Source organism: Micromonospora sp. NPDC002389 (assembly GCF_040296095.1).
GTDB lineage: Bacteria > Actinomycetota > Actinomycetes > Mycobacteriales > Micromonosporaceae > Micromonospora.
Genome location: NZ_JBEOWP010000002.1, coordinates 583,144 through 607,882 on the forward strand (window position 1 = coordinate 583,144; position 24,739 = coordinate 607,882).

Genomic DNA, 24,739 nt, shown 5'->3' on the forward strand with positions numbered 1-24,739 from the left:
CGGCGGAAAAGGGGCGTGACATGCGGGTACTGGTGGTCGAGGACGAGCGCAACCTCGCTGACGCGATCGCGCGCGGCCTGCGCAAACGCGGCATGGCGGTGGATGTCGCGTACGACGGTGACAGCGGACACGAGATGGCCTTCGTCACCCGGTACGACGTGGTGGTGCTCGACCGTGACCTGCCCGGCATGCACGGTGACCAGATCTGCGCCGAGTTGGCCGCGTCCGGCGCGCTGACCCGGGTGCTGATGCTCACCGCCAGCGGCACGGTCGCCGACCGGGTCGAGGGCCTACAACTCGGCGCCGACGACTACCTGCCCAAGCCGTTCGCCTTCGACGAGTTGGTGGCCCGGGTGCAGGCGCTCGGCCGGCGGGCCACTCCGGCGGCACCACCGGTGCTGGAGCTGGCCGATCTGGTCGTCGACCCGGCCCGGCGGGTGGCCACCCGGGCCGGGCAGCCGGTGGAGCTGACCAACAAGGAGTTCGGGGTGCTCTGCGAGCTGCTCAAGGCGCGCGGGGCGGTGGTGTCCAGCGAGGAACTGCTGGAGCGGGTGTGGGACGCCAACACCGACCCGTTCACCACCATCGTCCGGGTCACCGTGATGACCCTGCGCCGCAAGCTCGGCGATCCGCCGCTGATCGAGACTGTGGTGGGGGCCGGTTACCGCACCGCCGAGGGCCCGGCGTGACGCCCGCCCTGGGGCTCGGGCCCGTCACGCGGCTGCGGCCGCGACCCACCCTGCGGCTGCGACTGACCCTGCTCAACGGCGTCCTGCTGATCGGCGCCGGGGCGATCCTGCTGCTGCTGGCCTGGCTGCTGGTCCGCGACGCGCTGCATCCCGCCGACGAACTGCTGCCCGGCACCACCGTGGTGCTGGCCGACGGCAGCACCCTGGAGGCCGGGGCCTGGCAGCGGCAACTGGTCAGCTCGGCCTCCGGCGAACTGCTGGCGAAGGGGCTGGCCGCGCTGCTGGCGGTCGGCGCGGCCGGCGTGGTCGGGGCGTACGCGGTGGTTGGACGGGCACTACGGCCGCTGCACCAGGTCACCGCCACCGCACGGCGACTCGGCGAGACCACCCTGCATCAGCGGATCGGCTACTCCGGGGCGGACGACGAGGTGGCCGAGCTGGCCGACACCTTCGACGCGATGCTGGACCGGATCGGGGCCGCCTTCGAGTCGCAGAAGCGGTTCGTCGCCAACGCCTCACACGAGTTGCGGACGCCGCTGGCGGTGATGCGTACCGAGATCGACGTGACACTCAGTGACGACGACGCGGACGCGGCCGAGTACCGCCGGATGGCGACCGTGGTCCGCGACGCCTCCGAACGGGCCAACGGGCTGGTCGACGCCCTGCTGGTGCTGGCCCGCAGCGAGGCGCAGACGGGTCGGCGGCTCGCCCGGCGTACCGAGTGCGACCTGGCCGCCGGCACACTCAACGCGCTGTCGGCGGTCCGCCGCGAGGTGGAACGGATCAAGCTGGACGTGCGGACCTCGCTCCAGCCGGCGCCGGTGGTCGGCGACCCCGGGCTGCTGGACCGGTTGGCCGGCAACCTGATCGAGAACGCGGTCCGGTACAACCACCTGCACGGGCGGCTCTGGGTGCGGACCGGCTCCGACGGCCAACGGTCGTGGCTGGTGGTGGGGAACACCGGCTTCGAGGTCGACCCGGCCGACGTACCCGGGCTGTTCGAGCCGTTCCGCCGCGGCGGCCGGGAGCGGACCGGAGCCCGTGGGTCCGGCCTCGGCCTCTCCATCGTCCGGGCGGTCTGCGACGCGCACGGCGGCACGGTGACGGCGGTGGCGCAGCCCGGGGGCGGCCTGGAGGTGACGGTCAACCTGCCGGCGGCCGACTCCGCGCCGACCGTGGAGCAGGGCACGCGCTGACCCGGAGCACAGGTTTGGCCGTGCCGGGGTGTGTGTAAGCAGGGGTCCCCTGCTAACGCCTCGTGCATAGCAGGGGACCCCTGCTTACACCGCCGATAATCGCTTGATCCCGGTGAGAGGTTGGGGTCATGACTTCCCGAGTGCGTTGGATCGACGTCGACTGTGCCGACCCGTACACCATGGCGACCTTCTGGGCGGCGGTCACCGGGCTACGACCCGACCCGGACGACCGGCCGGGGGACGAGGAGTGCGCGTTGCTGTCCGGCCCGGACATGGCCGCCGGCGGGATGCTCTTCCAGCGGGTGCCCGAGGGCAAGGCCGTGAAGAACCGCATCCACCTGGACCTCCAACCGACCGACCGGACCCGGGACGAGGAGGTGGAACGCCTGCTCGGCCTGGGTGCCACGCCGGTCGACGACCGCCGTCGGCCGGACGGCACGGGATGGGTGGTGCTGGCCGACCCGGAGGGCAACGAGTTCTGCGTGGAACGCAGTCTGGCGGAACACGCCCTGATGGACGGGTGACCGCTCACCGCCGAGTCGTCGGGTGTGCGTCGTCGTCGGGCGGGGCGCTCGCGGCGGCGTACCGCCGGGCCAGGGACGCGAACGCGGCGCGGAGCTCGGGCGGGCCGATCACCTCGATGTCGGCGTCGAACCTGCCGATCGTGGCGGCGAGTCCCGGCCACGACCACGAGCCGAGGGTGAGCCGGCAGCGGTCCGGCCCGAGTTCCTCGACGACCCCGTCGGGGACGAACGGTGCCACCTCGGCGGCGGCCCGGTGCAGGACCACCTCGCCCCGACACGGCCAGTCGCCGGCGCCGTCGGCGCCGCGGAACCGGCCGGCCAGGAACGCGGCCACGTCGCCGCCGGGCAGCGTCCGTGGTCGGAAGCGCGGACCGGTGGGGGTACGCGGCGTGACCCGGTCGGCGCGGAAGATGCGCCAGTCGTCGCGGTCGAGATCCCAGGCGACGAGATACCAGCGTCCACCCCGGGTGGCGAGATGGTGCGGCTCCACCCGGCGGGGCGGCCCGGAGTCGGTCGACTCGGACGGGTAGTCGAAGCGCAGCACCACCTGGCCGTGTACGGCCGCACCGAGCGCGATCAGCACACCGCTGTCGACCGTCGCGGACCGCCCGACAGCGGTGACGGGAAGCGTGTCGACGTGGTGGCGCAGCCGCGCGGGCATGACCTGCCGGACGGTGTGCAACGCCCGGGCCGCGCCCTCCTCGATCCCGGCCCCGGCGGTGGTGGCGATCCGCAGCGCGACGGCGAGGGCGACGGCCTGCTCGTCGTCGAAGAGCAGCGGCGGCATCCGCGTCCCGGCGTCGAGCCGGTAACCGCCGTCCGGTCCCTTCACAGCGGCGATCGGATAGCCGAGCTCGCGGAGGCGGTCGACGTCCCGGCGGACCGTCCGTGCGCTGACCTCCAGCCGCTGGGCCAGCAGGGCCCCCGGCCACTCCCGACGTGCCTGGAGCAGGGACAGCAACGACAGCAGTCGCGCTGAGGTTCTCGGCATGGTCCTCATCATGCCCGGCGGAAGAGGACAGTTCCTGTCCTCTTCTGCTGGCACCGTCTCTCGGGTCCGACCTACCGACACAAGGAGACGAACATGTCCGTCACGACCACGACCCACCTCAACTTCCGGGGGGACGCCCGCGCGGCACTGGAGTTCTACCAGCGCGTCTTCGGCGGTGACCTGACCGTCCTCAGCTACTCCGACGCCGGTGCCGCCCCGGACGAGGCAACCGCCGACCAGGTGATGTGGGGTCAGGTGCGGGCCACGGCCGGCTTCCACGTGATGGCCTACGACGTGCCTGCGAACCTCCCCTACGACCGGGGCGAGAACGCCTTCTTCGTCTCGGTGCGCGGCGAGACCGCCGAGGAGATCACCGGTTACTGGGACAAGCTCGCCGACGGCGCGACCGTCGTGGTGCCACTCGGGCCGGCGGCCTGGGCACCCCGGTACGGGATGCTGCGGGACCGTTTCGGTGTCGTCTGGGTCCTCGACGCCGCCGCCGAGCCCCAGGGGTGACGCGGTGGCCGGGCAGGGGATCCACCCCGCCCGGCCACCGACGCGTACGTCAGGACCGTTGTTCGACCTGGCCCCGGATGGTGAGGAACTCGGCGGCGGCGTCGTTGCGGGAGGACCAGAACATGACGATCATGCCGACGCTGCCCCGGTCGGCCCAGACGCAGATGCCCAACGCCACGTCGGCCCGGCCGTCGCCGCAGCGGGCCTCGCCGCCGAGCGGACCTGGCTCGACCGGCGTCATGTTGCTGACCGTCAGCTCGGTCGAGATGGCCTGGACCGCCTCGTCGAGCTCCTTCTTGGGGTCGGCCATCAGCCCGGAGACGGCCACGATCATCACGAGGTTCTCCTGCGACGGGTCACCGTAGAAGGCACCGACCGCGCTGGTCTCGTTGTCGATGGAGGCCTTCAGCTCCCGGACCATCGAGTCGGAGAGCTGCTGCAACTCCGGTTCGGTGACCTTCGGGCGGCCGGCCAGGGTCTCCGGTGCCACTACCCGGGTCCGGGTGGCGTCGACCGCCTCGCCGACGGTGTCCCGGACCACGAACCAGACGACCGTGCCACCGCCGACGCAGAGCACCATGAGGACGGCGAGGACGATCAGCACGATCTTGCCGGCGCTCGACTTCTTCGGCGGCGGTGGGAAGGCGCCGTACTGCTGACCGGGCGCGGGGTATCCGCCGGCCTGCGGCGGCGGGGGATAGCCGGCACCCGGCGGCGGTGGGTAGCCACCGGCCTGCGGGTACGGCCCGGCCTGCGGGTGACCGCTGCTTGGCGGTGGGTAGCCGCCGCCCTGCGGGTACGGGCCGCCGGGCGGATTGTGGTGCTGGTCCGGGTGGGACATGCGGTCAGCTCCTGGTGAAGGGTGGAACCGGGATGGTAGCCAGCCGCCGCACGCGCCGCTGCCCCCGACCGCGGGTCACGGTGGTCACCCCGGGTCGGGGCGACCACCGTGACCTGGGTCGGCTCAGCCGGTCAGGCTGGCCACTCCCTGCGGCAGGAAACGTTGACCGGTGACCTGCTCACTGGTGCCGGTCCGGTCAAGGTACGGCGTGACGCCGCCCAGGTGGAACGGCCACCCGGCACCGAGGATCATGCACAGGTCGATGTCCTGCGCCTCGGCGACGACCCCCTCGTCCAGCATCAGCCGGATCTCCTGGGCCAGCGCGTCGAGCGCCTGCTGGCGTACCTGCTCCTCGGTGAGCGGCTGGTCGCCGACCACCAGCAGCTTCGCGACCTCGGCGTTGATCTCGTCGTCCACCACGATCGGCTGGCCGGAGTCCGCGATCCGCTTGAGGTTCTCGCTGACCGTGAACCGGTCCGGGAAGGCCGCGTGCAGGGTGCCGCCGACATGGTGGGCGACGGCCGGGCCGACGAGCTGGAGCAGTGCCAGCGGTCGCATCGGCAGGCCCAGCGGGTCCAGCGCGCGGTTCGCCACCTCCAGTGGGGTGCCCGCGTCCACGGCCGCGAAGACGGTGCCGAGGAAGCGGGTGAGCAGCCGGTTGACCACGAAGGCCGGGGCGTCCTTCACCAGCACCGACGACTTCTTGAGCTGCTTGCCGACCGCGAAGGCGGTGGCCAGGGTGGCGTCGTCGGTCCGCTCGCCACGGACGATCTCCAACAGCGGCAGCACCGCGACCGGGTTGAAGAAGTGGAAGCCGACCACCCGCTCCGGGTGCTCCAGGTCCTCGGCCATCGCGGTGATCGACAGCGAGGACGTGTTCGTCGCCAGCACCGCCTCCGGTGGGACGATCTTCTCCAGCTCGGCCCAGACCTGCTTCTTGACGGACAGGTCCTCGAAGACGGCCTCGATGACGAAGTCGGCGTTCGCGAATGTGCTCTTGTCGACCGTGCCGCTGACCAGGCCGTACAGCTTGGCGGCGGTGCCCTTGTCCATCCGGCCCTTGCTGACGGCCTTCTCGATCTGGGTGTGCACGTACCCGACGCCCTTGTCGACCCGGGCCTGGTCCAGGTCGGTGAGCACCACCGGCACCTGGAGACGGCGGGCGAACAGCAGTGCCAACTGGCCGGCCATCAGGCCCGCGCCGACGATGCCGACCTTGGTCACCGGGCGGGCCAGCCCCTTGTCCGGCGCGCCGGCCGGCCGCTTGGCCCGCCGTTGCACCAGGTCGAAGGCGTACAGGCCGCTGCGCAGCTCCTCGGAGAAGACCAGGTCGGCCAGGGCCTCGTCCTCGGCGGCGGTGCCGGTGGCGAAGTCGGCGTCCTTCGCCGTCTCCAGCAGGTCCAGCGCCCGGTACGCGGACGGGACCGCGCCGTGCAGCCGCTGGTCCAGCGTCTGCCGGGCGAAGTAGAGCACGCCCGCCCACATGTCCTTGTCGACCTCGGGCCGGGTGACGGTCACCTCGCCGCGTACCACCCCGGCAGCCCACTCCAGCGACCGCTCCAGGAAATCGGCCGGCTCCAGTAGCACGTCCGCGATGCCCAGCTCGGCGGCCTGCTTCGGCTTGAGCATCTTGTTCTGCATCAGCGGGTTCTGGATGATCACCTGGGTGGCCGCCGGTATGCCGATCAGGTTCGGCAGGAGCTGGGTGCCGCCCCAACCCGGGATCAGCCCGAGCGACACCTCGGGCAGCGCCAGCGCCGCCGCGCCGCCGGAGAGCGTCCGGTAGTGGCAGTGCAGCGCCAGCTCCAGGCCACCGCCCATCGCCGCCCCGTTGACGAAGGCGAAGGTCGGGACCGGGCTGTCCTTGAGCCGGGCGAAGACCCGGTGCCCCAGCCGGCCGATCTCCAGCGCCTGCGCCCGGTCCGCCAGCAGCGGCAGGCTGGTGATGTCCGCGCCGACACAGAAGATGTACGGCTTGCCGGTCACCGCGATGAACGCCGGGTCGGCCGCCAGCGCGGCGCTGATCGCCTCGTCCAGGCTGGTCAGGCCGCCCGGGCCGAAGGTGTTCGGCTTGGTGTGGTCGAATCCGTTGTCGAGGGTGATCAGGGCGGCCGGGCGGTCCAGCCCCGGCACGTTCACCTGACGCAGCAGCGCCCTGGTGACCACCTCGTTCGGTGCCGCGAGGCTCATTTGTCGCCACCCTCCCAGTGTGGGTTCTCCCAGATCACGGTGCCGCCCATGCCGATGCCGATACACATCGCGGTGAGGCCGTAGCGGACCTCCGGGTGCTCGGCGAACTGCCGGGCGAGCTGGGTCATCAGCCGTACGCCGGAGGAGGCGAGCGGGTGCCCGATGGCGATCGCGCCGCCCCACTGGTTGACCCGGGGGTCGTCGTCGGCGATGCCGAAGTGGTCGAGGAAGGCGAGCACCTGCACGGCGAACGCCTCGTTCAGCTCGAACAGGCCGATGTCGTCGATGCTCAGGCCGGCGATGCGCAGCGCCTTCTCGGTCGACGGGATCGGGCCCACGCCCATCACCTCGGGCTCGACGCCGACGAAGCCGTACGACACCAGCCGCATGGCGATCGGCAGGCCCAGCTCACGGGCGACGTCCTCGGCGACCAGCAGGCTGGCGGTCGCGCCGTCGTTCAGCCCGGCCGCGTTGCCGGCGGTCACCTTGCCGTGCGGGCGGAACGGCGTCTTCAGCGTGGCCAGCTTCTCCAGCGAGGTGTCCCGGGGCGCCTCGTCCACGGTTGCCAGGCCCCAGCCGGTCTCCGGGTCGCGGACCGCCACCGACACCAGGTCGTCCTGGAACTTGCCGTTGGCGTACGCCTTCGCGGTCTTCTGCTGCGAGGCGAGGGCGAACGCGTCGGTGCGCTCCTTGGTGATGTGCGGGACCCGGTCGTGCAGGTTCTCCGCCGTGGAGCCCATCACCAGCGCGGACGGGTCGACCAGCTTCTCCGCGACGATGCGCGGGTTCGGGTCGACGCCCTCGCCCATCGGGTGGCGGCCCATGTGCTCGACTCCACCGGCGATCGCGACGTCGTACGCGCCCACGGCGATGCCGCTGGCGACGGTGGTCACCGCGGTCATCGCTCCGGCGCACATCCGGTCGATCGCGAAGCCGGGCACCGTCTTGGGCAGGCCGGCCAGCAGCGCGGCGGTACGGCCGATGGTCAGGCCCTGGTCACCGATCTGGGTGGTGGCGGCGATGGCCACCTCCTCGACCCGTTCCGGGGGGAGCTGCGGGTTGCGGCGCAGCAGTTCGCGGATGCATCGGATCACCAGGTCGTCGGCGCGGGTGTCGGCGTACATCCCACCCGCCTTGCCGAACGGGGTGCGGACGCCGTCCACGAAGACGACATCCCGAACTTCACGGGGCACTTGAGCCTCCTAGCCAGCACTGGCGTTTCCCTCGAATGCTACTCGCCAGTAATAACCGTTGCCCGCGCCCCCGCTGTGGCCCATCCCACACCCACGCTCGTGTCGACGGCTCGCGTTGATCAAGAGGTTTGCGTCGGCTACCGGCCGCCCATCGGACGCAAACCTCTTGATCAACGCCGGATCAGGTGGGTGGGGGTGGGGGTGGGGGGGTTAGGGCTTCGGCCAGGTCGGGGAGGAGGAGGGTGATCTGCCAGTCGCGGGCGTGGTAACCCCGGAGCGCCTCGGCGACGGTGTGTTCGGTGATCTCCTCGGGGGGCTGCCAGGCGACGCGGCGGATGGTGTCGGGGGAGATCAGGTTCTCCGGCGGCAGATGGTGCCCGCCGGCCACCCGCAGCACCACCTCGCGGGAGCGGGCCAGCCGGGCGGCGGCGGCCGGGTCCCGTTCCGCCCACCGGTGCGGCGGGGGCGGACCCTCCACCGTCGGCGTCACCGGCAACTCGTCGTCCGGCAACTGCCGGGCGTCGTCCAGCGCCGTCAGCCAGGTCCGGGCCAGCCGACGTACCGACCGACCGCCGAAGCCGGGCAGGGTGAGCAGCGTCTTCTCGTCCTTCGGGTCCAGCTCGGCGGCGGCCACGATGGCCGAGTCGGGCAGCACCCGCCCCGGTGCGGCGTCCCGGCGGGCGGCGATCTGGTCACGCGCGTACCAGAGGGAGCGCACCCGGGCCTGCGCCCGCGCCCCGCGTACCCGGTGGATGCCGGAGGTGCGTCGCCACGGGTCGGCCCGGACGCGCGGTGGACGGTCGCCGCTGTTCACCAGCGCGGCGAACTCCTCGGCCGCCCACGCGGACTTGCCCTGCCGGGACAGTTCCGCGTCGAGCGCGTCCCGCAGGTCGGTCAGCAGCTCGACGTCCAACGCGGCGTAGGTGAGCCAGGACTCTGGCAACGGCCGGCTGGACCAGTCCGCCGCCGAGTGGTGCTTCTCCAGGCTGAACCCGAGCAACTGCTCGGTGAGCGCGGCCAGGCCGACCCGCTCGAACCCGGCCAGCCGGGCGGCCAGCTCGGTGTCGAACAGTCGGCGTGGTCGCAACCCCAGCTCGGCGAGGCAGGGCAGATCCTGGTTGGCCGCGTGCAGCACCCACTCGGTGTCCGCGATCGCCGCGTCCAGGGTGCTCAGGTCGGGCAGCGGCAACGGGTCGATCAGCACGGTGCCGGCACCCTGGCGGCGTAACTGCACCAGGTACGCCCGCTGGCTGTAGCGGTAGCCGGAGGCGCGCTCAGCGTCCAGCGCCACCGGGCCGGTGCCGGCCGCGAAACTGGCCACCACCTCGGCGAGCTGGTCCGGTGTCGCCACCGGTTCGGGGGTGCCCTCACGAGGGGCGGTCAACGGCACGGACTCGCCGCCGGTGGGTTCGGTCCCCGCGTCCGACGGCTCCGGCCGCGCCGACGGCTCGTGGTGCGTGTCGTTTCCCGAACGGCTTGCGGCGGTCCGACGGCGCAGGGGTGGTTCGTCGGTCACCTGGCAACCCTAGTGCGCCAACGGATCGTGCGGCGCGCACCCGCCCCGCCGCGTGTCGGCGGTTCGTCGCCTGGGGGCCGAACCGGCCCCGTCAACCGGCGGCCGCGGCGCGACGCTCGGGCAACGCGGTGACGCCGGGCGGCGGCAGACCCGCCGTGGAGGCGAGCAACGTGCACCAGGCGTACAGGTGCGGGGTGAGCTCGATGTCGGTCGGGGTCCACGACGCGCGGATCTCGATGTCGCAGGCGGCTGGCGGACCCGCCAGGTCGCCGAACCGGGTCGACGCCGTCTGGGTGATCGTGCCGCCGATCGCGCGGTGCCCGGCGTCGTGCGTCTCCAGCGCGTCGGTGAGCCAGGTCCAGGCCACCCCGGGCAGCAGCGGGTCGGTGGCCAGGTCGACCTCCAGCTCGGCGGTCACGTAGGTGACCAGCCGCAGGGTGCCCTGCCACCCCTCGTGCCCCGCCGGGTCGTGCAGCAGGATCAACCGGGCGGTGGCCACCTCGTCACCGTCGCGCAGCACCGCCGCGGAGAGTGCGAACGAGTACGGTGCCAGCCGCTGCGGCGCGCCGACCTCCTCCAGCACGATCTCCGGTCGAGGCGCCGCCACCCGGAGCCCGGTGACCGCGCGGGCGAAGGTGTCCGGAAGCGCGATCGGGGCGGCCATGTTCGCAGCCTAAGCCGCCGCCCGGTTCCCGGCTCGGATGGCGCGCCGACGATCTCCCCACACGCCGTGCTCCGCTCGCCTTTGTGTTAGCAGGGGTCCCCTGCTCTACCGCAGGCGTTAGTAGGGGGCCCTTCCTTTCACGTCACAATGCCGGCGGTGGGCGCGGAGTGGGGATCGGGCGCGTGGCACGATTGCCGCGATGGCCACCGACACCACGGGCGACGCTGCCCGAGACGACGTAACCCGCCCCGACGGGCCGGCCGACTCGCCCTTCGTGCGGGCGTGCCGCCGCCAGTCCGTCCCGCACACTCCGGTCTGGTTCATGCGCCAGGCCGGCCGCTCGCTGCCCGAGTATCGGGAGATCCGGGCCAACGTGGCGATGCTGGAGTCCTGCCGCCGCCCCGAGCTGGTCACCGAGATCACCCTCCAGCCGGTACGCCGGCACAACGTGGACGCGGCGATCCTGTTCAGCGACATCGTGGTGCCGGTCGCCGCCGCCGGGGTCGACCTGGACATCGTGCCCGGGACCGGCCCGGTGGTGGCCGAACCGGTACGCACCGCCGCCGACGTCGAGCGGATCCGCCTGATCGACCGCAGCGACGTCGGGTACGTCGACGAGGCGGTCCGGATGCTGGTCAAGGAGCTGGGCGACACGCCGCTGATCGGCTTCGCCGGCGCCCCGTTCACGCTCGCCAGCTATCTGGTCGAGGGCGGACCGTCGCGGACCCACGCCAAGACCAAGGCACTGATGTACGGCGAGCCCGACCTGTGGCACGCGCTGGCCGGCCGGCTGGCCGAGGTGACGTCGGCGTTCCTGCGCGTGCAGATCGAGGCCGGCGTCTCCGCCGTGCAGCTCTTCGACTCCTGGGCCGGTGCGCTCTCCGAGGCCGACTACCGCCGCTTCGTGCTGCCCCACTCGACGGCCGTGCTCAGCGGGCTGGCCGACGCCGGTGTGCCGCGCATCCACTTCGGGGTGGGCACCGCCGAGCTGCTCGGCGCGATGGGCGAGGCCGGGGCCGACGTCGTCGGCGTGGACTGGCGTACGCCGCTGGACGTCGCGACCGGCCGGATCGGGCCGGACAAGGCCGTGCAGGGCAACCTCGACCCGTGCCTGCTGTTCGCCCCGTGGCCGGTGATCGAGGCCGAGGTGCGCCGGATCCTCGACGAGGGCCGGGCCACCCCCGGGCACGTGTTCAACCTCGGCCACGGCGTCCTGCCGGAGACCGACCCGGAGGTGCTGACCCGGGTGGTCGCGCTGGTCCACGAACTCTCTGCCCGGTCCGCCGACCGGGACTGACGAGCCATGGCGACGCGGTGGCGGGTGGCGGTGGTCGGCGGCGGCATCACCGGGCTGGCCGCCGCGCTGCGGTTGCGCGACCGCGCCCCCGAGGGCACCGAGATCACCGTGTACGAGCAGTCCGGCGCGCTCGGTGGCAAGCTGCGCACCGGCGAGCTGGCCGGTGGGCCGGTGGAGTTCGGCGCCGAGTCGTTCCTGATGCGTGACCCGGCCGGTGGCGAGTCGGCCGCGGTGACCCTGGTCCGCCGGCTCGGGCTGGCCGAACGGATCGTGCACCCGACCGTCGGGCAGGCCGCCCTCGCCGTCGACGGCGGGCTGCGCCCGATCCCGGGCGGGACGCTGGTGGGCGTACCCGGTGATCTGGCGAAGGTGACGGCGGTGGCCCGGCCGACGCCGGAGGCCGACCGGGACGGCGGTCGACCGCTGATCGGCCCGGACGAGGACGTCGCCGTCGGCGCGCTGGTCCGGACCCGCTTCGGCGACGACGTGGTGGACCGGCTGGTCGACCCGATGCTCGGCGGCGTGTACGCCGGACGCGCCGACGACCTGTCGCTGGCCACCACCATGCCGGCGCTGGCCCGGGCCGCCCGGGTGGAACACACGCTGCTCGGCGCGGTACGCGCGGCGCAGGCCGCCACCCCGCGCGCCCCCGGCGAGCCGGTCTTCGGCACCCTCGCCGGTGGACTGAGCACCCTGGTCGACGCCGCCGCGACGGCCGCCGGGGCGACCGTCCGGCGCAACGCGGCGGTCCGCGAACTGACCCCGGTCGGCCCCGGCTGGCGGCTCACCGTCGGACCCACCCGCGACCCGGAGCACGTCGACGTCGACGCGGTGGTGCTGGCCGTGCCGGCCCGCCCGGCGGCCCGGCTGCTCGCCGAGCCGGTCGCCGAGGTGGCGCCGCGCATCGGCGAGTTGGACTACGCCAGCGTCGCCCTGGTCACCCTGGCCCTGCCGGAGCCGGCGCTGCCGGCGCTCTCGGGTTTCCTGGTGCCGAGCACCGAGGGCCTGCTGATCAAGGCGTCCACCTTCTTCACCACCAAGTGGGGGCACCTGCGCCGGTCCGACGGGCTGGCCCTGGTCCGCGCCTCGGTGGGCCGCTACCGCGACGAGGCCCAGCTCCAGCGCCCCGACCAGGACCTCGCCGCCACCGTGCACCGGGAGCTGTCGGGAGTGCTCGACACCCCGCTGCCCGCCCCGGTCGACGGGCACGTGCAGCGCTGGGGCGGCGCGTTGCCGCAGTACACCCCCGGTCATCTCGACCGGGTGGCCGCCGCGCGGGCCGTGCTGCGGGCGACACATCCGACGCTGGCGCTGGCCGGCGCGGGCTACGACGGGGTCGGCATCCCGGTCTGCGTCCGCTCCGGCGAGACGGCGGCCGAAGAGATCATCACAGCACTGGAGGGATCGGGCAGATGACCGAGCAGAGCAACGCGGCCCGGCTGCGGGAACTCAACGACACCATCCGCTACACGATGTGGTCGGTGTTCCGGGCCAGCGCGCCGCTGCCGTCGCTGCGCGACAACGTGACCGGCGAGGTCGAGTCGCTGATCGAGGAGTTGGCCGGCAAGGACGTCGTGGTGCGCGGCACGTACGACGTGTCCGGCCTGCGCGCGGACGCGGACCTGATGATCTGGTGGCACTCCTCGTCCAGCGACGACCTCCAGGACGCCTACCTGCGGTTGCGGCGGACCACCCTGGGGCGGGCGCTGACCCCGGTCTGGTCACAGATGGCGCTGCACCGGCCGGCCGAGTTCAACAAGAGCCACATCCCGGCGTTCCTGGCCGGCGAGGAGGCCCGCGCCTACCTCTGCGTCTACCCGTTTGTGCGCTCGTACGACTGGTACCTGCTGCCCGACGCCGAGCGGCGCGAACTGCTCGCCGAGCACGGCAAGATGGCCCGGGGCTACCCGGACGTACGCGCCAACACGGTCGCCTCGTTCGCGCTCGGCGACTACGAGTGGATGCTGGCCTTCGAGGCCGACGAACTGCACCGGATCGTCGACCTGATGCGTGACCTGCGCGGCTCGCGGGCGCGCCTGCACGTCCGCGAGGAGGTGCCGTTCTACACCGGCCGCCGTCGCCCGATCGCCGACATCGTCTCCGCACTCGCCTGAGACGCTCAGCTTGAGGTGCTCGGCTTGAGGTGTAAGGAAGGGTCCCCTGCTAACGCCTCGTGCATAGCAGGGGTCCCCTGCTAACACCCCGCGCCGGCGCGCGGCGGCACCGCTCGACGCGACGAGCCGGGCGGGGCCGCGCCCGAGGGAGGTAGGCGCGGCCCCGCTCGGGGTCAGGTGGTCGCCGTGCAGGTCAGCGTCGGCGCGCTCGACCCGCTTCCGGAGGCCAGGAAGCCGAAGGTGGTGCTGGCCCCGGCTCCGAGACCGCCGTTGTAGCTGACGTTCTGGGCGGTCACCGTCGAACCGCTGGAACTGAGGGTGGCGTTCCACGCCTGGCTGACCTGCTGGCCGCTGGCGTACGTCCAGGTCACCCGCCAGCTCCGGATGGCCGCGCTGCCCGCGGTCACCTGCACCTCACCCTGGAATCCACCGGACCAGGTCGAGGTGACCCGGTACGTCGCCGAGCAGGCGCCCGTCGCGGGCGGTGCGGTGGTCGGCGGGGGCGTGGTGGGCGGGTCGAAGGTCGGCGTCGGCGTCGGCGAGGCCGGCGGCGTGGTCGGGGGCGGCGTGGTGGGCGGCGGCGTGGTACCGCCACCGAACTGCACGTCGCTGCAGATGTAGTACGACTGGTCCGTGTGGCTGGCCTGCCAGACGGTGAACAGCACGTGCCGTCCGCTGCGTCCCGGCGCGTTCACCGGGATCTCGGTGGACACCCCGCCGGTCTCCGGCTGCCACCGCGAGGCCGGGGTGTTGCCGATCTGGCCGACCAGTTCCAGGTCCGACCAGGCCAGGGGCTTGGTCAGCGCGTCGTAGCCCTGCCGGGTCGCGTACACCCGGATGTAGTCGGCACCGTGGCTGGCCTGGTCGAAGAACTTGAGCCGGAAGCTGTTGGCCACGGCGGTGGTCCGCCAGGCGCCGACCGCGTCCAACGCGTTGTAGCGCCCGCTCTCGGTACGGCCACCGGAGCAGAGCTGGCCGTTCGGGATGGCGCCCTGGTGGTTGCCGGCCACCCCCTCGCGGAACAGGCCGTTCCAGTTCCACATGGCGTTCGGGTTGGCCTGCCAGGCCTGCCAGCACATCGGGTCCTCGGTGGCCATCCGCGGGTTCTGGAAGTCACCGCCCCAGCGCTGCCAGCAGCCGTAGTTGCGGGAGACCGGGTTGGCCACGGAACCGTGTGCGGACACCGGAGCGACCAGCGCCGTGGAGAGCAGCAGCATGGCACCGGCCGCCACACCCAACAGCGACAGTGCCCGTGATTTTCGGATTAGCTTGGACATGGAGCCCCCAGGGGGAGTCGTCGGATCGCGACATCGCCCGGATTGCTCGGGAGTTGCCTCTCCCGGCCTGATCACGTTGCCCTGGCTTCGCCCGAAGAATGGCACACACCATCGCCACTGGTCAATGTGGAAGTGGTGTCGGTGGGGATCGTGGGTGAAGTCGAAGTGAAGCGGTTCAGCTCGTGCGGCGCATCGGGGTGTGCGAGATACCGTCCTCGACGTACTCCGGCCCGCTGACCGTGAAGCCGTACCGGGCGTAGAGCGTCACCAGGTGCGACTGGGCGTCCAGCACGCAGGGCCGGTCACCGATCCGGGCCAGCGCCTCCGTCATCAGCCGCCCGGCGTGCCCGCCGCCGCGCGCCGCCGGGGCCACCACCACCCGTCCGATCCTGGCGGCGCCGTCCGGGTCGGCCAGAATCCGCAGGTACGCGACGGGGGCGCCGTCGTGGGCCAGCCAGAGGTGCCAGGTGCCCGGTTCGACGTCCCGCCCGTCGAGTTCCGGGTACGGGCACTGCTGCTCGACCACGAACACGTCGGCGCGCAGGCGTACCAGGTCGTGAAAGGTCCGGGCGTCCAGGTCGGCGAAGCGCGCGACCCGTAGTTCGGTGCTCGACACCCGGCCAGGTTAGGCCGTGCCCGGGCGCGTGTAAGGAGGGGTCCCCTGCTAACGCCTCGTGCATAGCAGGGGTCCCTTGCTAACACGCGGGGCGCGCGCAGCTCGGGGGGCGCGCGCAGCTCGCGGCGCGCGGGCACCCCGCGGGGCGCGCGCAGCTCGCGGGGCGCGCGGCCGGGTGCGCGAGGCGGTTCGGGGACCCTGCCGACGCGCGGGCGCACGGCCAGGCGGGGGAGCGATCAGGCGGGGCGGGCGCCGACGGCGTCGCGGATCTCGGCGCCCTGCTCGGTCTCCACGGCACGCGCGCAGTGCCCGCAGCAGAAGAAGCGGCCGGAGACCTCCACGCCGTGCCCGAGGATCTTGACGCCGCAGTGCTCGCAGATCGGGGCCAGCTTGTGGCTGGCGCACTCGAAGCTGTCGAACGTGTGCACGTCGCCGCTGACCGTACGCACCTCGAACGCCAGCCAGTAGTCGTTACCGCAGACCTCACAGGTGGCCACGACGGATCCCTCCAGTTAGAAACCTTTTGTGCAATTTGACCTCATATCGCGCTGGCTCGACGAGAAATCGCGGCGACTCGTCCGGTCGGTTCGGCGTGTCGGCTGCGCGCGTCGCCCGTTGTACGAGGTGACCTGGCCGAGCGTGGGCGATCCGGTGGAGCCGGCGGGTGGCGCTGGCGTCCCGGTGATCGTGGACCGGAGGAAACATGATCAAGCGCAGTCGACTCTTCGGCAGTCAGACCCGTGTCACCTTCTGCCTGCCCCGGGACTCTCCGCCGGGCGTGGTGAGCGTGGTCGGCTGCTTCAACGAGTGGCAGCCCGGCCGGCACGAGTTGGTCACGCGACGCGACGGCACCCGGACGGTGACCGTCCGCCTCGGTCCGGGTCGATACCGCTTCCGCTATCTCGCCACGGGTGGGCTGTGGTTCGACGACGAGTCAGCCGACCGGATCGACGAGCGAGGGGGCCTGCTGGTCCTCTGACGTTCAGACCGTGCGTTTTATCGATAGTGGTCTTTACTGTTAACAAGGTTTAAATTATGTTGGTGGCACCTCACCAGGCAACATGCCGAAAGGGAGTGCCGCCATGCGTCGAAGAATCACCCTCCCGCTCGTCGCCGCCGGGGCCATGGTCTCCACCCTGGCCGTCGCCACCCCGGCCCAGGCCCACGGCTACGTCTCGTCGCCGCCGAGCCGCCAGGCGCTCTGCGCCCAGAACCGCGTCCCGGACTGCGGCCAGATCCGCTGGGAGCCGCAGAGCGTGGAAGGCCCCAAGGGGCTGCGGAACTGCCACGCCAACATCTCCCACTTCGCCGTCCTCAACGACGACAACCGGGGCTGGCCCGCCACCTCGGTCGGCACCACGGTGACCTTCACCTGGGTCAACACCGCGCAGCACGCCACCCGCGACTGGGAGTACTTCATCGGCAACAACCGGGTCGCGGTGTTCAGCGGCGGCGGTCGCCAGCCGGGCGCCACCGTCTCGCACACGGTCAACCTGTCCGGCTACTCGGGCCGCCAGAAGCTCCTGGCCGTGTGGAACATCTCGGACACCGCCAACGCCTTCTACTCCTGCGTCGACCTGCAGGTCGGCGGCGGCAGCGGCAACCCCACGCCGAGCCCGAGCCCGACCACCCCGCCGGCACCGTCGCCGACCCCGACGACCGGCCCGACCACCAATCCGCCGGCTGGGGGCACCTGGACCGCCGGCCGCGCGTACGCCGTCGGCGACCAGGTCACCTACGGCGGGCGCACGTACCGCTGCCGGCAGGCGCACACCGCCATCGCCGGATGGGAGCCGCCGAACGTACCGGCGCTGTGGACCCAGGTCTGACCAGCGTGAGGTGCGGTCGGGCCCGGCCCGCACCGCACCTCGCGCCGGCTCCCCACCCGGCGGTACGCGCCGCCGCGTCCCGCCTGCGACACCACCGGCCCGCCGTGCGGTCCGTCGCGGCGCGTCGCTGGCCTACTGCACTGCCCGCGCTGCTCGTCGTGCTGCTCGCCGCCGGATGCGGCGGCGCGTCCGTGCCGGCTGCGGACCACGCGCCGAGCGGTACGCCGTCAGCGGTCGCCGCCTCGAAAACGCCGTCCGCCGCCACCGAGATGACCGGCATCGACCTGCTGTTCCTGTCGATGATGGCCGGGCACACCGAGCAGACCCTGGAGATCGTCCGGCTGGTCCGGGACCGGCTGGTCGACGGTGAGCTACGGACCCTGGTGGCCGCCGTCGAGGTGACCGAGACCGACGAGCTGGCCGACACCCGTGCCTGGTTGGCGCAGGCCGGACGTACCGCGCGGGCCGACGACCACGCCGGGCACGGCACCGGCCCCGACCAGTTGGCCCGGCTGCGCGACGCCGCGCCCGGCCAGGTCGACGTGGTCCTGGTCGAGGTGCTCGGCGCGCACCAGCAGGCCGCCGCCGACCTGGCCCGGGCACATCTCGCCGCCGGCACCGACGAGCGGGTACGCGACCTCGCCCGGCGCGTCGCCCAGTCGCGTACCGCCCAGGTGGCGATGCTGACGGCGCGCCCGGCAGCCGACGGCTGACCCGGACCCGGCGCGGCCCGGCGCCTGACCGGGACCGGGCTTGGGTCGGCGGCTGGTCGGGACCCCGGGCTGACCGACGTCTGACCCGTCATGCGGCATGGCTCGACGGGGGCCGCCACGCGGCGTGGCCCGGCGGTGGCGCCGCCGGGCCGGGGAGCGCTCGGTGGTCAGGCGGTGCTGGGGTCCAGGCGGATGGAGAGCGAGTTGACGCAGTGCCGGGTGTTCTTCGGGGTGAAGCCCTCGCCCCGGAAGACGTGCCCCAGGTGACTGTCGCAGCGGGCGCAGCGGATCTCGGTCCGCCGCATGCCGTGGCTGTCGTCCTCGATCTCGGTGATAGCGCCCGGGATGGCGTCGTCGAAACTCGGCCACCCGCAGTGCGAGTCGAACTTGGTGTCGCTCGGGTACAGCTCCGCGCCGCAGGCACGGCAGCGGTACATCCCCGCCGTCTTGGTGTCGACGTACTCTCCGGTCCACGCCCGTTCGGTGCCGGCCTCGCGCAGCACCCGGAACTCCTCGGGGCTGAGCCGGACCCGCCACTCGTCCTCGGTGCGGGGCAGTTCGCTGTCGGGAAGACTCACCGGACAACCGTACGTCGAAGGTCGGACCCATCGCATATGGTCGCGCCATGGCAGGTGCGAAGGCTGCGGCCGAGGAGATCGAGGTCGCCGGGCACACGGTGCGGCTGTCCAGCCCGGATCGGGTGATCTTCCCCGAGCGCGGCTTCACGAAGGCCGACGTCTTCCACTACTACCGCAGCGTCGGCGACGGCATCATGCGGGCGCTGGGCGACCGCCCGACGACCCTGCAACGCTTCCCGGACGGCATCGAGGGCGAGATGTTCTTCCAGAAGCGGGTGCCGACGCGAGGCGTGCCGCCCTGGGTGCGTACCGCCGAGATCAGCTTCCCCAGCGGACGCAAGGCCGCGGAGCTGTGCCCGGCGGACCTCGCCCACGTGGCCTGGGCCGCGCAGATGGGCACCGTGGTGTTCCACCCCTGGCCGGTACGCGCCGCCGACGTGGACCGTCCCGACGAGCTGCGCGTCGACCTCGACCCGCAGCCCGGCACCGACTTCGCCCACGCGGCCACCGCCGCCGCCGAGCTGCGCGCGATCCTCGACGAGCTGGGGGTGCCCGGCTGGCCGAAGACGTCCGGCGGCCGGGGCGTGCACGTCTACCTGCGCATCCAGCCGCGCTGGAGCTTCGTCGAGGTACGCCGGGCCACCATCGCCCTGGCCCGGGAACTCGCTCGCCGCCGCCCCGAGCTGGTCACCACCGCCTGGTGGAAGGAGGAACGCGGCGAGCGTGTCTTCGTCGACTACAACCAGATGGCCCGGGATCGCACCATCGCGTGCGCGTACTCGTTGCGGGCCAACGCCCGGGCCACCGTCTCCACCCCCGTCTCCTGGGACGAGCTGCCCGACGTCGACCCCGACGACTTCGACCTGCGTACCGTGCCGAAGCGGCTGGCCGAGCGCGGCGACCCGCATGCCGGCATCGACGACGGCGGGTGGGACATCACCCCGCTGCTGGAGTGGGCCGAGCGGGACGCCGCAGCCGGCGAGGGCGACCTGCCGTACCCGCCGGACCACCCGAAGATGCCCGGCGAACCCAAGCGGGTCCAACCCTCCAAGGACCGCGACCGCCCCCGCTGACCGCGACCGTCCCTGCTGACGGCGACCGCCCCCGCTGACGGCGGCCCATCGCGTCGCCGGGCTCTGCGTCGTCGGTTGCGGCGCGATCCGCGTGACCATGCTCGGACGCCGGACGCCGGACGCCGGACGCCGGACGCCGGACGCCGGACGCCGGACGCCGGACGCCGGACGCCGGACGCCGGACGCCGGACGCGGCGCGTTCGCGAGGCCGTGCCGGACGCCGGATGCGGCGCGTTCGGCAAGATCATGCTCGATCCGGGATCGAGTGGCCTCACAGCGCGAGAACAGCCACTCGATCCTGGATCGAGCGTGATCTTCGTTGGGTGGCAGCCCGATACTCGGCAGGCCGGGACATGCGGGGCTACCTCAGGTTGGAGGTCGCGTGCAGGTGAACGGCCTGCGCCAGGGGTGTCCGAGAACGCCCGGGCCTGATCCAACGATCGGGTCTGGGCGTCGCAGTATCTGCTGCCGTGCACGGCGGGCCAGTCGATCGGGGTGTCGTCGACGCTCACGGGTTTCTGGGCGCCGTGACGTGGACGGTTCAGGCTGGCGGGATTCTCGGTCGAGGCGAGGGTCAGAGACTGAGCTTCATGCCCTCGTGGCTCGGGACGAAGCCGAGGCTGAGATAGAACCGGTGCGCGTCGTGGCGGCTCTTGTCGCTGGTGAGCTGCACCAGCCCGCAGCCGCGCTGCCGAGCCCGGTCGATCGCCCAGGTCATCATCAGGCGTCCCACGCCCCGCCCGCGCTGGTCCGAGCGGATCCGCACCGCCTCGATCAACAGTCGCTCCGTGCCGTGGCGGCCGAGCCCCGGGATGAAGGTGAGCTGCATGCATCCCAGCACCTCACCCTCACCCTCGGCGACGACGAGGTGGTTACGCGGGTCGGCGTTGATGTCGGCGAACGCCTTCTCGTACGTGGCGTCGACCTCCCCGACGTCCCGGGTACGCCCCAACACGTCGTCGGCGAGCAGATCGAGGACGGCGGGCAGGTCGGCCCGGACCGCCTCCCGGAAGAACACGTCGCTCATCCCGCGAGCGTCCCACAGCGGCGCGAACCGATGCGCGGCGGAGCGGTGTCAGCCGTCGTTGTGACGGGTGACGTCCTGCAACACCGAGATCGGGGCGCCAGCGGGTCCGCACTCGGCCGGCATGGGTGGCAGGTGGCCCGGCGGCTCGTTTTCGGTACGCGGTGCCTCGAAGTGTCCGCCGCTGCCCTCGACCCGATCGCCCACGACGATCGCCCCGACATCAGGCACGTGCACGCCGACCCGGCCGTCATCGAGGGTCGATGTTCCCGGTGGCCAGACCACGACCGCTCCGGGATCTGTTTCGTCCCGCAGGATCAGACAACCGCCGTCGCCCACCGCCACCCGACCGTGCATCGCCGCGAGGAAGTCGTACGTGGCACCGGCGACCAGGGTCCGGTAACCGTCACCGTCCAGAACCCGGCCCCTGGCGACCGTCGGGGAAGGTGCTGGTGTCGTCGGGGACTGGGCTGACGAGGTACGGGGGGCTTGTCCGGCGCCGGTGGGTGTCTGAGGGGTGGCCGAGCAGCCGGCCAGCGCCAACAGCGCTCCCGCAGCGAGGACATCGATCCGTAGCACCCGCCCATTAGATCCGTTATGCCCTCTTGGTGCCTGGTGACATGCCGGTCGACCTGCCAAGGTGGTCGATCGCGAGGTGCGCCGCGTCGGAGTTTGATCACGCCGTATGGCGTGAGTGCGTACCGGAGCTGATGGGCCTTATCCGGACCTTGGTGCGAAAGTGCCCCCGAAGGGCGTCGCACCAAGATCGGGTGTGGAAGTCCGGTGAGATCCGTGCGGGGCGCTAGCGGGCTGGGCAGCGCAGGCCTTCGGCGGGCAACGTCAGGTCGATCAGGTACGCGTCGACGGCCTCGGTGATGCAGGGGGTCTGCGGGTACGCGGTGTGCCCCTCGCCCTCCCAGGTCAGCACGCGTCCGACGCCGAGCATCTCGGCCAGGGCCGGGGTCTGCTCGTAGGGCGTGGCCGGGTCGCCGGTGGTGCCGATGACCAGGATGGGTGGGGAGCCGGCGGCGCGGCCGGTGGGGTAGGGGTCGGTGCCGCCGGGCCATTCGGTGCAGGAGATCAGGCCGGTGGCCAGCGCCGGACCGAACAGCGGGTACTGCGTACGCCACTGGGACTGCAACTGGCGGATGCGCTCCAGGCTGGGGCGTTCCTCGTCGTCGGCGCAGTTAATTGCGGTGTTGGCGTCGAAGAGGTTGGTGTAGCGGCCGTTCTCGTCGCGGTCGGTGTAGTTGTCGGCGAGCTGGAACACCGCGTCGGGGTTGCCCTTGTCCAACTGGTCGATGGCGCGGGCGAGTTGCCGCCAGCCGGTCTCGTTGTACAGCGACGAGATGACCGCGTAGAAGACCCAGCCGGCGGTGGCCTCGCGGCCGTCGGCGGAGCGTACGGGGGAGGATGTGGCCTTGTCGATGGCGGCGACGACCGCGGCCCGGGCGTCGGGGGCGATCGGGCAGTTGGCGGCGTTGGCCGCGCACCACCGGCCGAAGTTGTCGAAGGCGCGCTCGAAGCCTCTGGCCTGGCTCTCCGAGCCGGCGATCAGGTTCTGTCGGGGGTCGACCGCGCCGTCGAGCACCAGCGCCCGCACCCGCTGCGGGAAGAGTTGGGCGTACGTGGCGCCGAGCAGCGTGCCGTAGGAGTACCCGAGGTAGGTCATCTTGTCGTCGCCGACCGCCGCGCGGATCGCGTCCATGTCCCGGGCGGTCTGCTCGGTGGAGTAGAGCTTGAGCTGGTCGCCGTACTTGTCGCCGCAGCCCTGGCCGATCCGCTTGGCCATCGTGACGAAGACGTCGAACGTCTCCTGGCTCTCCGGGTCGGGGTCGTAGCCGAAGACGCCGTCCAGGTCGGCGTCGGAGATGCACTCGACGGGGCTGGACCGGGCCACGCCGCGCGGGTCGAAGCCGATGATGTCGAACCGTCGCATGATGCTGTCGGGCAGGCCGCCGAACTGCTCGCCGAAGGAGAGGTAGACGGCGGTGTCCACGCCCGAGCCGCCCGGGCCGCCCGGGTTGATCAGCAGTGAGCCGATGCGGTCGCGCTGGTTGTCGGAGCGGACCCGCAACAGGGCGATCTCGAAGGTCTCGTCGGCACCGGGACCGGTGGTGGCGCCGGTGCCGCCGGCCCAGTCGCGCGGCACCTGGATGCGGGCGCATTCGTACCGGACGCCGGGGGCGCGGCGTCCGACCAGATCGTCGGGCACCTCGGGGCAGGCCCGCCAGTCGGGTGCCGTGCCGGGCGGGGCGGCCGACCCCTGCGCGTCGACCTCGGCGCGCGGTGCGAACGCCGGCAGCGTGCAGCCGGCGGTGACGAGCACGGCGGCGGTCAGGCCGGCCAGGGTGAGCCGCAGGCGGCGGATCCGGTCGGAAGTACGGGTCACGAGTCGGGCCTCCGTGATCGGGTCGACGGCCGCGGGTCGGTCGGGTGCGGGTCAGTCGGGCGCGGATCCCACCGGCACCGCCGGGTCACCCCGCAGGACCTGGTCCACGTCGAACCGCACCGGCCGGTCGAGTTGATCGTATCGGCAGGAGCGCGGGTCGCGGTCGGGCCGCCAGCGGACGAACCGCGCGGTGTGCCGGAACCGGTCACCCTCCATCGCGTCGTACGCCACCTCGACCACCAGCTCCGGGCGGACCGGCTCCCACTCCAGGTTCTTGGTGCCGGTCCATCGGCTGACCCCGCCCGGGATGCGCTGGCCCCGCTCGTGGTCGCCGTGCACCCACGGGTGCTCGGCGCCGACGTCGCGGTAGGGCGCCAACTCCTCCAGCAACTCGGCCCGGCGGGCCATGGTGAACGAGGCGCTCACCCCGACGTGGTGCAGCACGCCCGCGTCGTCGTAGAGCCCGAGCAGCAGCGAACCCACCACCGGGCCGGACTTGTGCCACCGGAACCCGGCCACCACCGCGTCGGCGGTACGCGCGTGCTTGACCTTGAACATCAGCCGCTTGCCCGGCTCGTACGGCAGGTCGGCCGGCTTGGCGATCAGCCCGTCCAGCCCGGCGCCTTCGAACACGTCGAACCAGCGGCGGGCGGTGTCCGCGTCGGTGGTGACCTGGGTGACGTGCACCGGTGGGCGTACCCCGGCCAACGCCTGCTCCAGCCGGGCGCGGCGGGTCGGGTAGGGCGCGTCGAGCAGGCTCTCGCCGTCCAGCGTCAGCAGGTCGAAGGCGACGAAGTCGGCCGGGGTCGTCTCGGCCAGCAGTTTCACCCGGGACGCCGCCGGGTGGATGCGCTGGGCCAGCAGCTCGAAGTCCAGCCGGGGCTGCCCGCCCGGCCCGTCCCGGCGGATCACGATCAGCTCGCCGTCGACCGCGCAGCGCTCCGGCAGCTGCCGACGGGCCTGCTCCACCACCTCGGGGAAGTAGCGGGTCATCGTCTTGCCGCCCCGGCTGGCCAGCTCCACCTCGTCGCCGTCCCGGAAGACGATGCAGCGGAAGCCGTCCCACTTGGGCTCGTAGGTCATTCCCCGCGCGGTCGGGATCGACGCGACGCTGCGCGCCAGCATCGGCTCCACCGGCGGGTTGATCGGCAGGTCCACGGCGCCAGTCAACCAGACGGCACCGACAGCGGTGAGGCAGATCACGGGCGCGCCGTGGGTGCGGTGTCCGCCGGTACGCCCTGCCGTGCCACCCGGGCGAATCAGGAGACCGCAGGTCAGAGCTAGTTTCGCGGAGTGCCGGAGTGGGTGTGCGGGTGCTGCGGGCGGTGGCGGGTCAGCGTCGAGCTGATCCGGCAGCGGTACGTGTACCGGCTGGTGCACCACTATCCGCCGCATTTCGGCGGGGGCAAGAACGTCCTCGGCGAGGTGGGCTCGGTGCCCGAGCTGGCGGAGCTGCTGCGTCGGCGTACCCCGGTCAGCCTGGCCGACCTGCGCGAAGCCGCCTGA

26 protein-coding genes are annotated in these 24,739 nt (G+C 72.5%); 12 read left to right on the forward strand and 14 right to left on the reverse strand.

Annotated features, from left to right (window positions below; all coding sequences use genetic code 11):
- The first annotated feature begins 20 nt into the window (after window positions 1-20).
- The 3 genes from ABT008_RS05850 (at window position 21) to ABT008_RS05860 (ending at window position 2,409) form a co-directional block, all read left to right on the forward strand.
- The gene (locus ABT008_RS05850) at window positions 21-689 is read left to right on the forward strand and encodes a response regulator transcription factor (protein ID WP_350693955.1); all 669 of its coding nucleotides are present in this window, start codon (window positions 21-23) and stop codon (window positions 687-689) included.
- Window positions 686-1,885, forward strand: coding sequence for a sensor histidine kinase (locus ABT008_RS05855; RefSeq protein ID WP_350693956.1), 1,200 nt, complete (start codon window positions 686-688; stop codon window positions 1,883-1,885). Before ABT008_RS05850 ends, ABT008_RS05855 begins: the two co-directional genes overlap by 4 nt.
- A 128-nt stretch (window positions 1,886-2,013) precedes the next feature.
- Window positions 2,014-2,409, forward strand: coding sequence for a VOC family protein (locus ABT008_RS05860; protein WP_350693957.1), 396 nt, complete (start codon window positions 2,014-2,016; stop codon window positions 2,407-2,409).
- Window positions 2,410-2,413: 4 nt separating this feature from the next.
- Here the strand turns inward: ABT008_RS05860 and ABT008_RS05865 are convergent, their stop codons facing one another.
- Window positions 2,414-3,400 carry a helix-turn-helix transcriptional regulator gene (locus ABT008_RS05865; protein WP_350693959.1) on the reverse strand — a complete coding sequence of 329 codons (987 nt, stop codon included), beginning with the start codon at window positions 3,398-3,400 and terminating at the stop codon, window positions 2,414-2,416.
- 93 nt (window positions 3,401-3,493) lie between these two features.
- On the opposite strand from ABT008_RS05865, the gene ABT008_RS05870 reads away from it, so the two are divergent.
- Window positions 3,494-3,916, forward strand: coding sequence for a VOC family protein (locus tag ABT008_RS05870; RefSeq protein WP_350693960.1), 423 nt, complete (start codon window positions 3,494-3,496; stop codon window positions 3,914-3,916).
- Between the two features lie 49 nt (window positions 3,917-3,965).
- Here the strand turns inward: ABT008_RS05870 and ABT008_RS05875 are convergent, their stop codons facing one another.
- The 5 genes from ABT008_RS05875 to ABT008_RS05895 all read right to left on the reverse strand — a co-directional run bounded on the left by ABT008_RS05875 (window position 3,966) and on the right by ABT008_RS05895 (window position 10,320).
- Window positions 3,966-4,757: a hypothetical protein gene (locus tag ABT008_RS05875; protein ID WP_350693962.1), complete on the reverse strand. Its 792-nt coding sequence runs from the start codon at window positions 4,755-4,757 to the stop codon at window positions 3,966-3,968.
- 123 nt (window positions 4,758-4,880) lie between these two features.
- Complete coding sequence (locus ABT008_RS05880) at window positions 4,881-6,947, reverse strand: 3-hydroxyacyl-CoA dehydrogenase NAD-binding domain-containing protein (protein ID WP_350693964.1); 2,067 nt, start codon at window positions 6,945-6,947, stop codon at window positions 4,881-4,883.
- Window positions 6,944-8,140, reverse strand: coding sequence for a thiolase family protein (locus ABT008_RS05885; protein ID WP_350693966.1), 1,197 nt, complete (start codon window positions 8,138-8,140; stop codon window positions 6,944-6,946). The genes ABT008_RS05880 and ABT008_RS05885 overlap by 4 nt, the downstream gene beginning before the upstream one ends.
- Before the next feature lie 181 nt (window positions 8,141-8,321).
- A complete protein-coding gene (locus tag ABT008_RS05890; RefSeq protein WP_350693968.1) occupies window positions 8,322-9,656 on the reverse strand; it encodes a ribonuclease D in 1,335 nt (444 codons plus the stop codon).
- A gap of 91 nt (window positions 9,657-9,747) precedes the next feature.
- A complete protein-coding gene (locus tag ABT008_RS05895) occupies window positions 9,748-10,320 on the reverse strand; it encodes a DUF3000 domain-containing protein (RefSeq protein WP_350693969.1) in 573 nt (190 codons plus the stop codon).
- Window positions 10,321-10,519: 199 nt separating this feature from the next.
- Between ABT008_RS05895 and hemE the strand changes: the two genes are divergently transcribed.
- The 3 genes from hemE to hemQ are packed head-to-tail and all read left to right on the forward strand — an operon-like array spanning window position 10,520 to window position 13,731.
- A complete protein-coding gene (gene hemE, locus ABT008_RS05900; RefSeq protein WP_350693971.1) occupies window positions 10,520-11,617 on the forward strand; it encodes a uroporphyrinogen decarboxylase in 1,098 nt (365 codons plus the stop codon).
- Window positions 11,618-11,623: 6 nt separating this feature from the next.
- Window positions 11,624-13,033: a protoporphyrinogen oxidase gene (gene hemG / locus ABT008_RS05905; RefSeq protein WP_350693973.1), complete on the forward strand. Its 1,410-nt coding sequence runs from the start codon at window positions 11,624-11,626 to the stop codon at window positions 13,031-13,033.
- The gene (gene hemQ, locus ABT008_RS05910) at window positions 13,030-13,731 is read left to right on the forward strand and encodes a hydrogen peroxide-dependent heme synthase (RefSeq protein ID WP_176093084.1); all 702 of its coding nucleotides are present in this window, start codon (window positions 13,030-13,032) and stop codon (window positions 13,729-13,731) included. Before hemG ends, hemQ begins: the two co-directional genes overlap by 4 nt.
- A 173-nt stretch (window positions 13,732-13,904) precedes the next feature.
- Here hemQ and ABT008_RS05915 read toward each other — a convergent pair whose 3' ends face one another.
- The 3 genes from ABT008_RS05915 to ABT008_RS05925 form a co-directional block, all read right to left on the reverse strand.
- Entirely contained in the window at window positions 13,905-15,008 is a 1,104-nt protein-coding gene (locus ABT008_RS05915) for a lytic polysaccharide monooxygenase auxiliary activity family 9 protein (RefSeq protein ID WP_502890350.1), read from the reverse strand.
- Between the two features lie 175 nt (window positions 15,009-15,183).
- Window positions 15,184-15,624: a GNAT family N-acetyltransferase gene (locus tag ABT008_RS05920; RefSeq protein WP_350693974.1), complete on the reverse strand. Its 441-nt coding sequence runs from the start codon at window positions 15,622-15,624 to the stop codon at window positions 15,184-15,186.
- Between the two features lie 236 nt (window positions 15,625-15,860).
- On the reverse strand, window positions 15,861-16,121 hold the full coding sequence (locus ABT008_RS05925) for a metallothionein (RefSeq protein WP_131057241.1): 261 nt from the start codon (window positions 16,119-16,121) through the stop codon (window positions 15,861-15,863).
- A 206-nt stretch (window positions 16,122-16,327) separates the two neighbouring features.
- Between ABT008_RS05925 and ABT008_RS05930 the strand changes: the two genes are divergently transcribed.
- From ABT008_RS05930 to ABT008_RS05940, 3 genes are all read left to right on the forward strand, one after another.
- Window positions 16,328-16,603, forward strand: a complete 276-nt coding sequence (locus ABT008_RS05930; RefSeq protein WP_350693976.1) for an isoamylase early set domain-containing protein — start codon at window positions 16,328-16,330, stop codon at window positions 16,601-16,603.
- Between the two features lie 103 nt (window positions 16,604-16,706).
- On the forward strand, window positions 16,707-17,453 hold the full coding sequence (locus tag ABT008_RS05935) for a lytic polysaccharide monooxygenase (RefSeq protein WP_350693978.1): 747 nt from the start codon (window positions 16,707-16,709) through the stop codon (window positions 17,451-17,453).
- A gap of 104 nt (window positions 17,454-17,557) precedes the next feature.
- Window positions 17,558-18,166, forward strand: a complete 609-nt coding sequence (locus tag ABT008_RS05940; RefSeq protein WP_350693980.1) for a DUF305 domain-containing protein — start codon at window positions 17,558-17,560, stop codon at window positions 18,164-18,166.
- Window positions 18,167-18,333: 167 nt separating this feature from the next.
- Here ABT008_RS05940 and msrB read toward each other — a convergent pair whose 3' ends face one another.
- Window positions 18,334-18,744, reverse strand: coding sequence for a peptide-methionine (R)-S-oxide reductase MsrB (gene msrB / locus ABT008_RS05945; RefSeq protein WP_350693982.1), 411 nt, complete (start codon window positions 18,742-18,744; stop codon window positions 18,334-18,336).
- A 47-nt stretch (window positions 18,745-18,791) separates the two neighbouring features.
- On the opposite strand from msrB, the gene ligD reads away from it, so the two are divergent.
- Window positions 18,792-19,817: a non-homologous end-joining DNA ligase gene (gene ligD, locus ABT008_RS05950; protein ID WP_350693984.1), complete on the forward strand. Its 1,026-nt coding sequence runs from the start codon at window positions 18,792-18,794 to the stop codon at window positions 19,815-19,817.
- A gap of 574 nt (window positions 19,818-20,391) precedes the next feature.
- Here the strand turns inward: ligD and ABT008_RS05955 are convergent.
- From ABT008_RS05955 to ABT008_RS05970, 4 genes are all read right to left on the reverse strand, one after another.
- Window positions 20,392-20,844 (reverse strand): GNAT family N-acetyltransferase, encoded by a 453-nt coding sequence (locus ABT008_RS05955; RefSeq protein WP_350693985.1) that lies wholly within the window; start codon window positions 20,842-20,844, stop codon window positions 20,392-20,394.
- A 48-nt stretch (window positions 20,845-20,892) separates the two neighbouring features.
- On the reverse strand, window positions 20,893-21,420 hold the full coding sequence (locus ABT008_RS05960) for a hypothetical protein (RefSeq protein WP_350693986.1): 528 nt from the start codon (window positions 21,418-21,420) through the stop codon (window positions 20,893-20,895).
- A gap of 223 nt (window positions 21,421-21,643) precedes the next feature.
- Window positions 21,644-23,212 (reverse strand): alpha/beta hydrolase, encoded by a 1,569-nt coding sequence (locus ABT008_RS05965; RefSeq protein ID WP_350694102.1) that lies wholly within the window; start codon window positions 23,210-23,212, stop codon window positions 21,644-21,646.
- A 72-nt stretch (window positions 23,213-23,284) separates the two neighbouring features.
- Entirely contained in the window at window positions 23,285-24,391 is a 1,107-nt protein-coding gene (locus ABT008_RS05970) for an ATP-dependent DNA ligase (protein ID WP_350693987.1), read from the reverse strand.
- A 135-nt stretch (window positions 24,392-24,526) separates the two neighbouring features.
- On the opposite strand from ABT008_RS05970, the gene ABT008_RS05975 reads away from it, so the two are divergent.
- A complete protein-coding gene (locus ABT008_RS05975) occupies window positions 24,527-24,739 on the forward strand; it encodes a hypothetical protein (RefSeq protein ID WP_350693989.1) in 213 nt (70 codons plus the stop codon).

What these genes read in the sequence shown, in the direction of transcription:
- ABT008_RS05870 (WP_350693960.1), top strand. Translation starts at nt 3,494, where the DNA reads ATGTCCGTCACGACCACGACCCACCTCAACTTCCGGGGGGACGCCCGC.
- ABT008_RS05935 (WP_350693978.1), top strand. Translation starts at nt 16,707, where the DNA reads ATGCGTCGAAGAATCACCCTCCCGCTCGTCGCCGCCGGGGCCATGGTC.
- ABT008_RS05865 (WP_350693959.1), bottom strand. Translation starts at nt 3,400, where the DNA reads ATGCCGAGAACCTCAGCGCGACTGCTGTCGTTGCTGTCCCTGCTCCAG.
- hemG (WP_350693973.1), top strand. Translation starts at nt 11,624, where the DNA reads ATGGCGACGCGGTGGCGGGTGGCGGTGGTCGGCGGCGGCATCACCGGG.
- ABT008_RS05850 (WP_350693955.1), top strand. Translation starts at nt 21, where the DNA reads ATGCGGGTACTGGTGGTCGAGGACGAGCGCAACCTCGCTGACGCGATC.
- ABT008_RS05915 (WP_502890350.1), bottom strand. Translation starts at nt 15,008, where the DNA reads ATGTCCAAGCTAATCCGAAAATCACGGGCACTGTCGCTGTTGGGTGTG.
- ABT008_RS05875 (WP_350693962.1), bottom strand. Translation starts at nt 4,757, where the DNA reads ATGTCCCACCCGGACCAGCACCACAATCCGCCCGGCGGCCCGTACCCG.
- ABT008_RS05880 (WP_350693964.1), bottom strand. Translation starts at nt 6,947, where the DNA reads ATGAGCCTCGCGGCACCGAACGAGGTGGTCACCAGGGCGCTGCTGCGT.
- ABT008_RS05955 (WP_350693985.1), bottom strand. Translation starts at nt 20,844, where the DNA reads ATGAGCGACGTGTTCTTCCGGGAGGCGGTCCGGGCCGACCTGCCCGCC.
- hemE (WP_350693971.1), top strand. Translation starts at nt 10,520, where the DNA reads ATGGCCACCGACACCACGGGCGACGCTGCCCGAGACGACGTAACCCGC.
- ABT008_RS05895 (WP_350693969.1), bottom strand. Translation starts at nt 10,320, where the DNA reads ATGGCCGCCCCGATCGCGCTTCCGGACACCTTCGCCCGCGCGGTCACC.
- ABT008_RS05860 (WP_350693957.1), top strand. Translation starts at nt 2,014, where the DNA reads ATGACTTCCCGAGTGCGTTGGATCGACGTCGACTGTGCCGACCCGTAC.
- ABT008_RS05930 (WP_350693976.1), top strand. Translation starts at nt 16,328, where the DNA reads ATGATCAAGCGCAGTCGACTCTTCGGCAGTCAGACCCGTGTCACCTTC.
- hemQ (WP_176093084.1), top strand. Translation starts at nt 13,030, where the DNA reads ATGACCGAGCAGAGCAACGCGGCCCGGCTGCGGGAACTCAACGACACC.
- ligD (WP_350693984.1), top strand. Translation starts at nt 18,792, where the DNA reads ATGGCAGGTGCGAAGGCTGCGGCCGAGGAGATCGAGGTCGCCGGGCAC.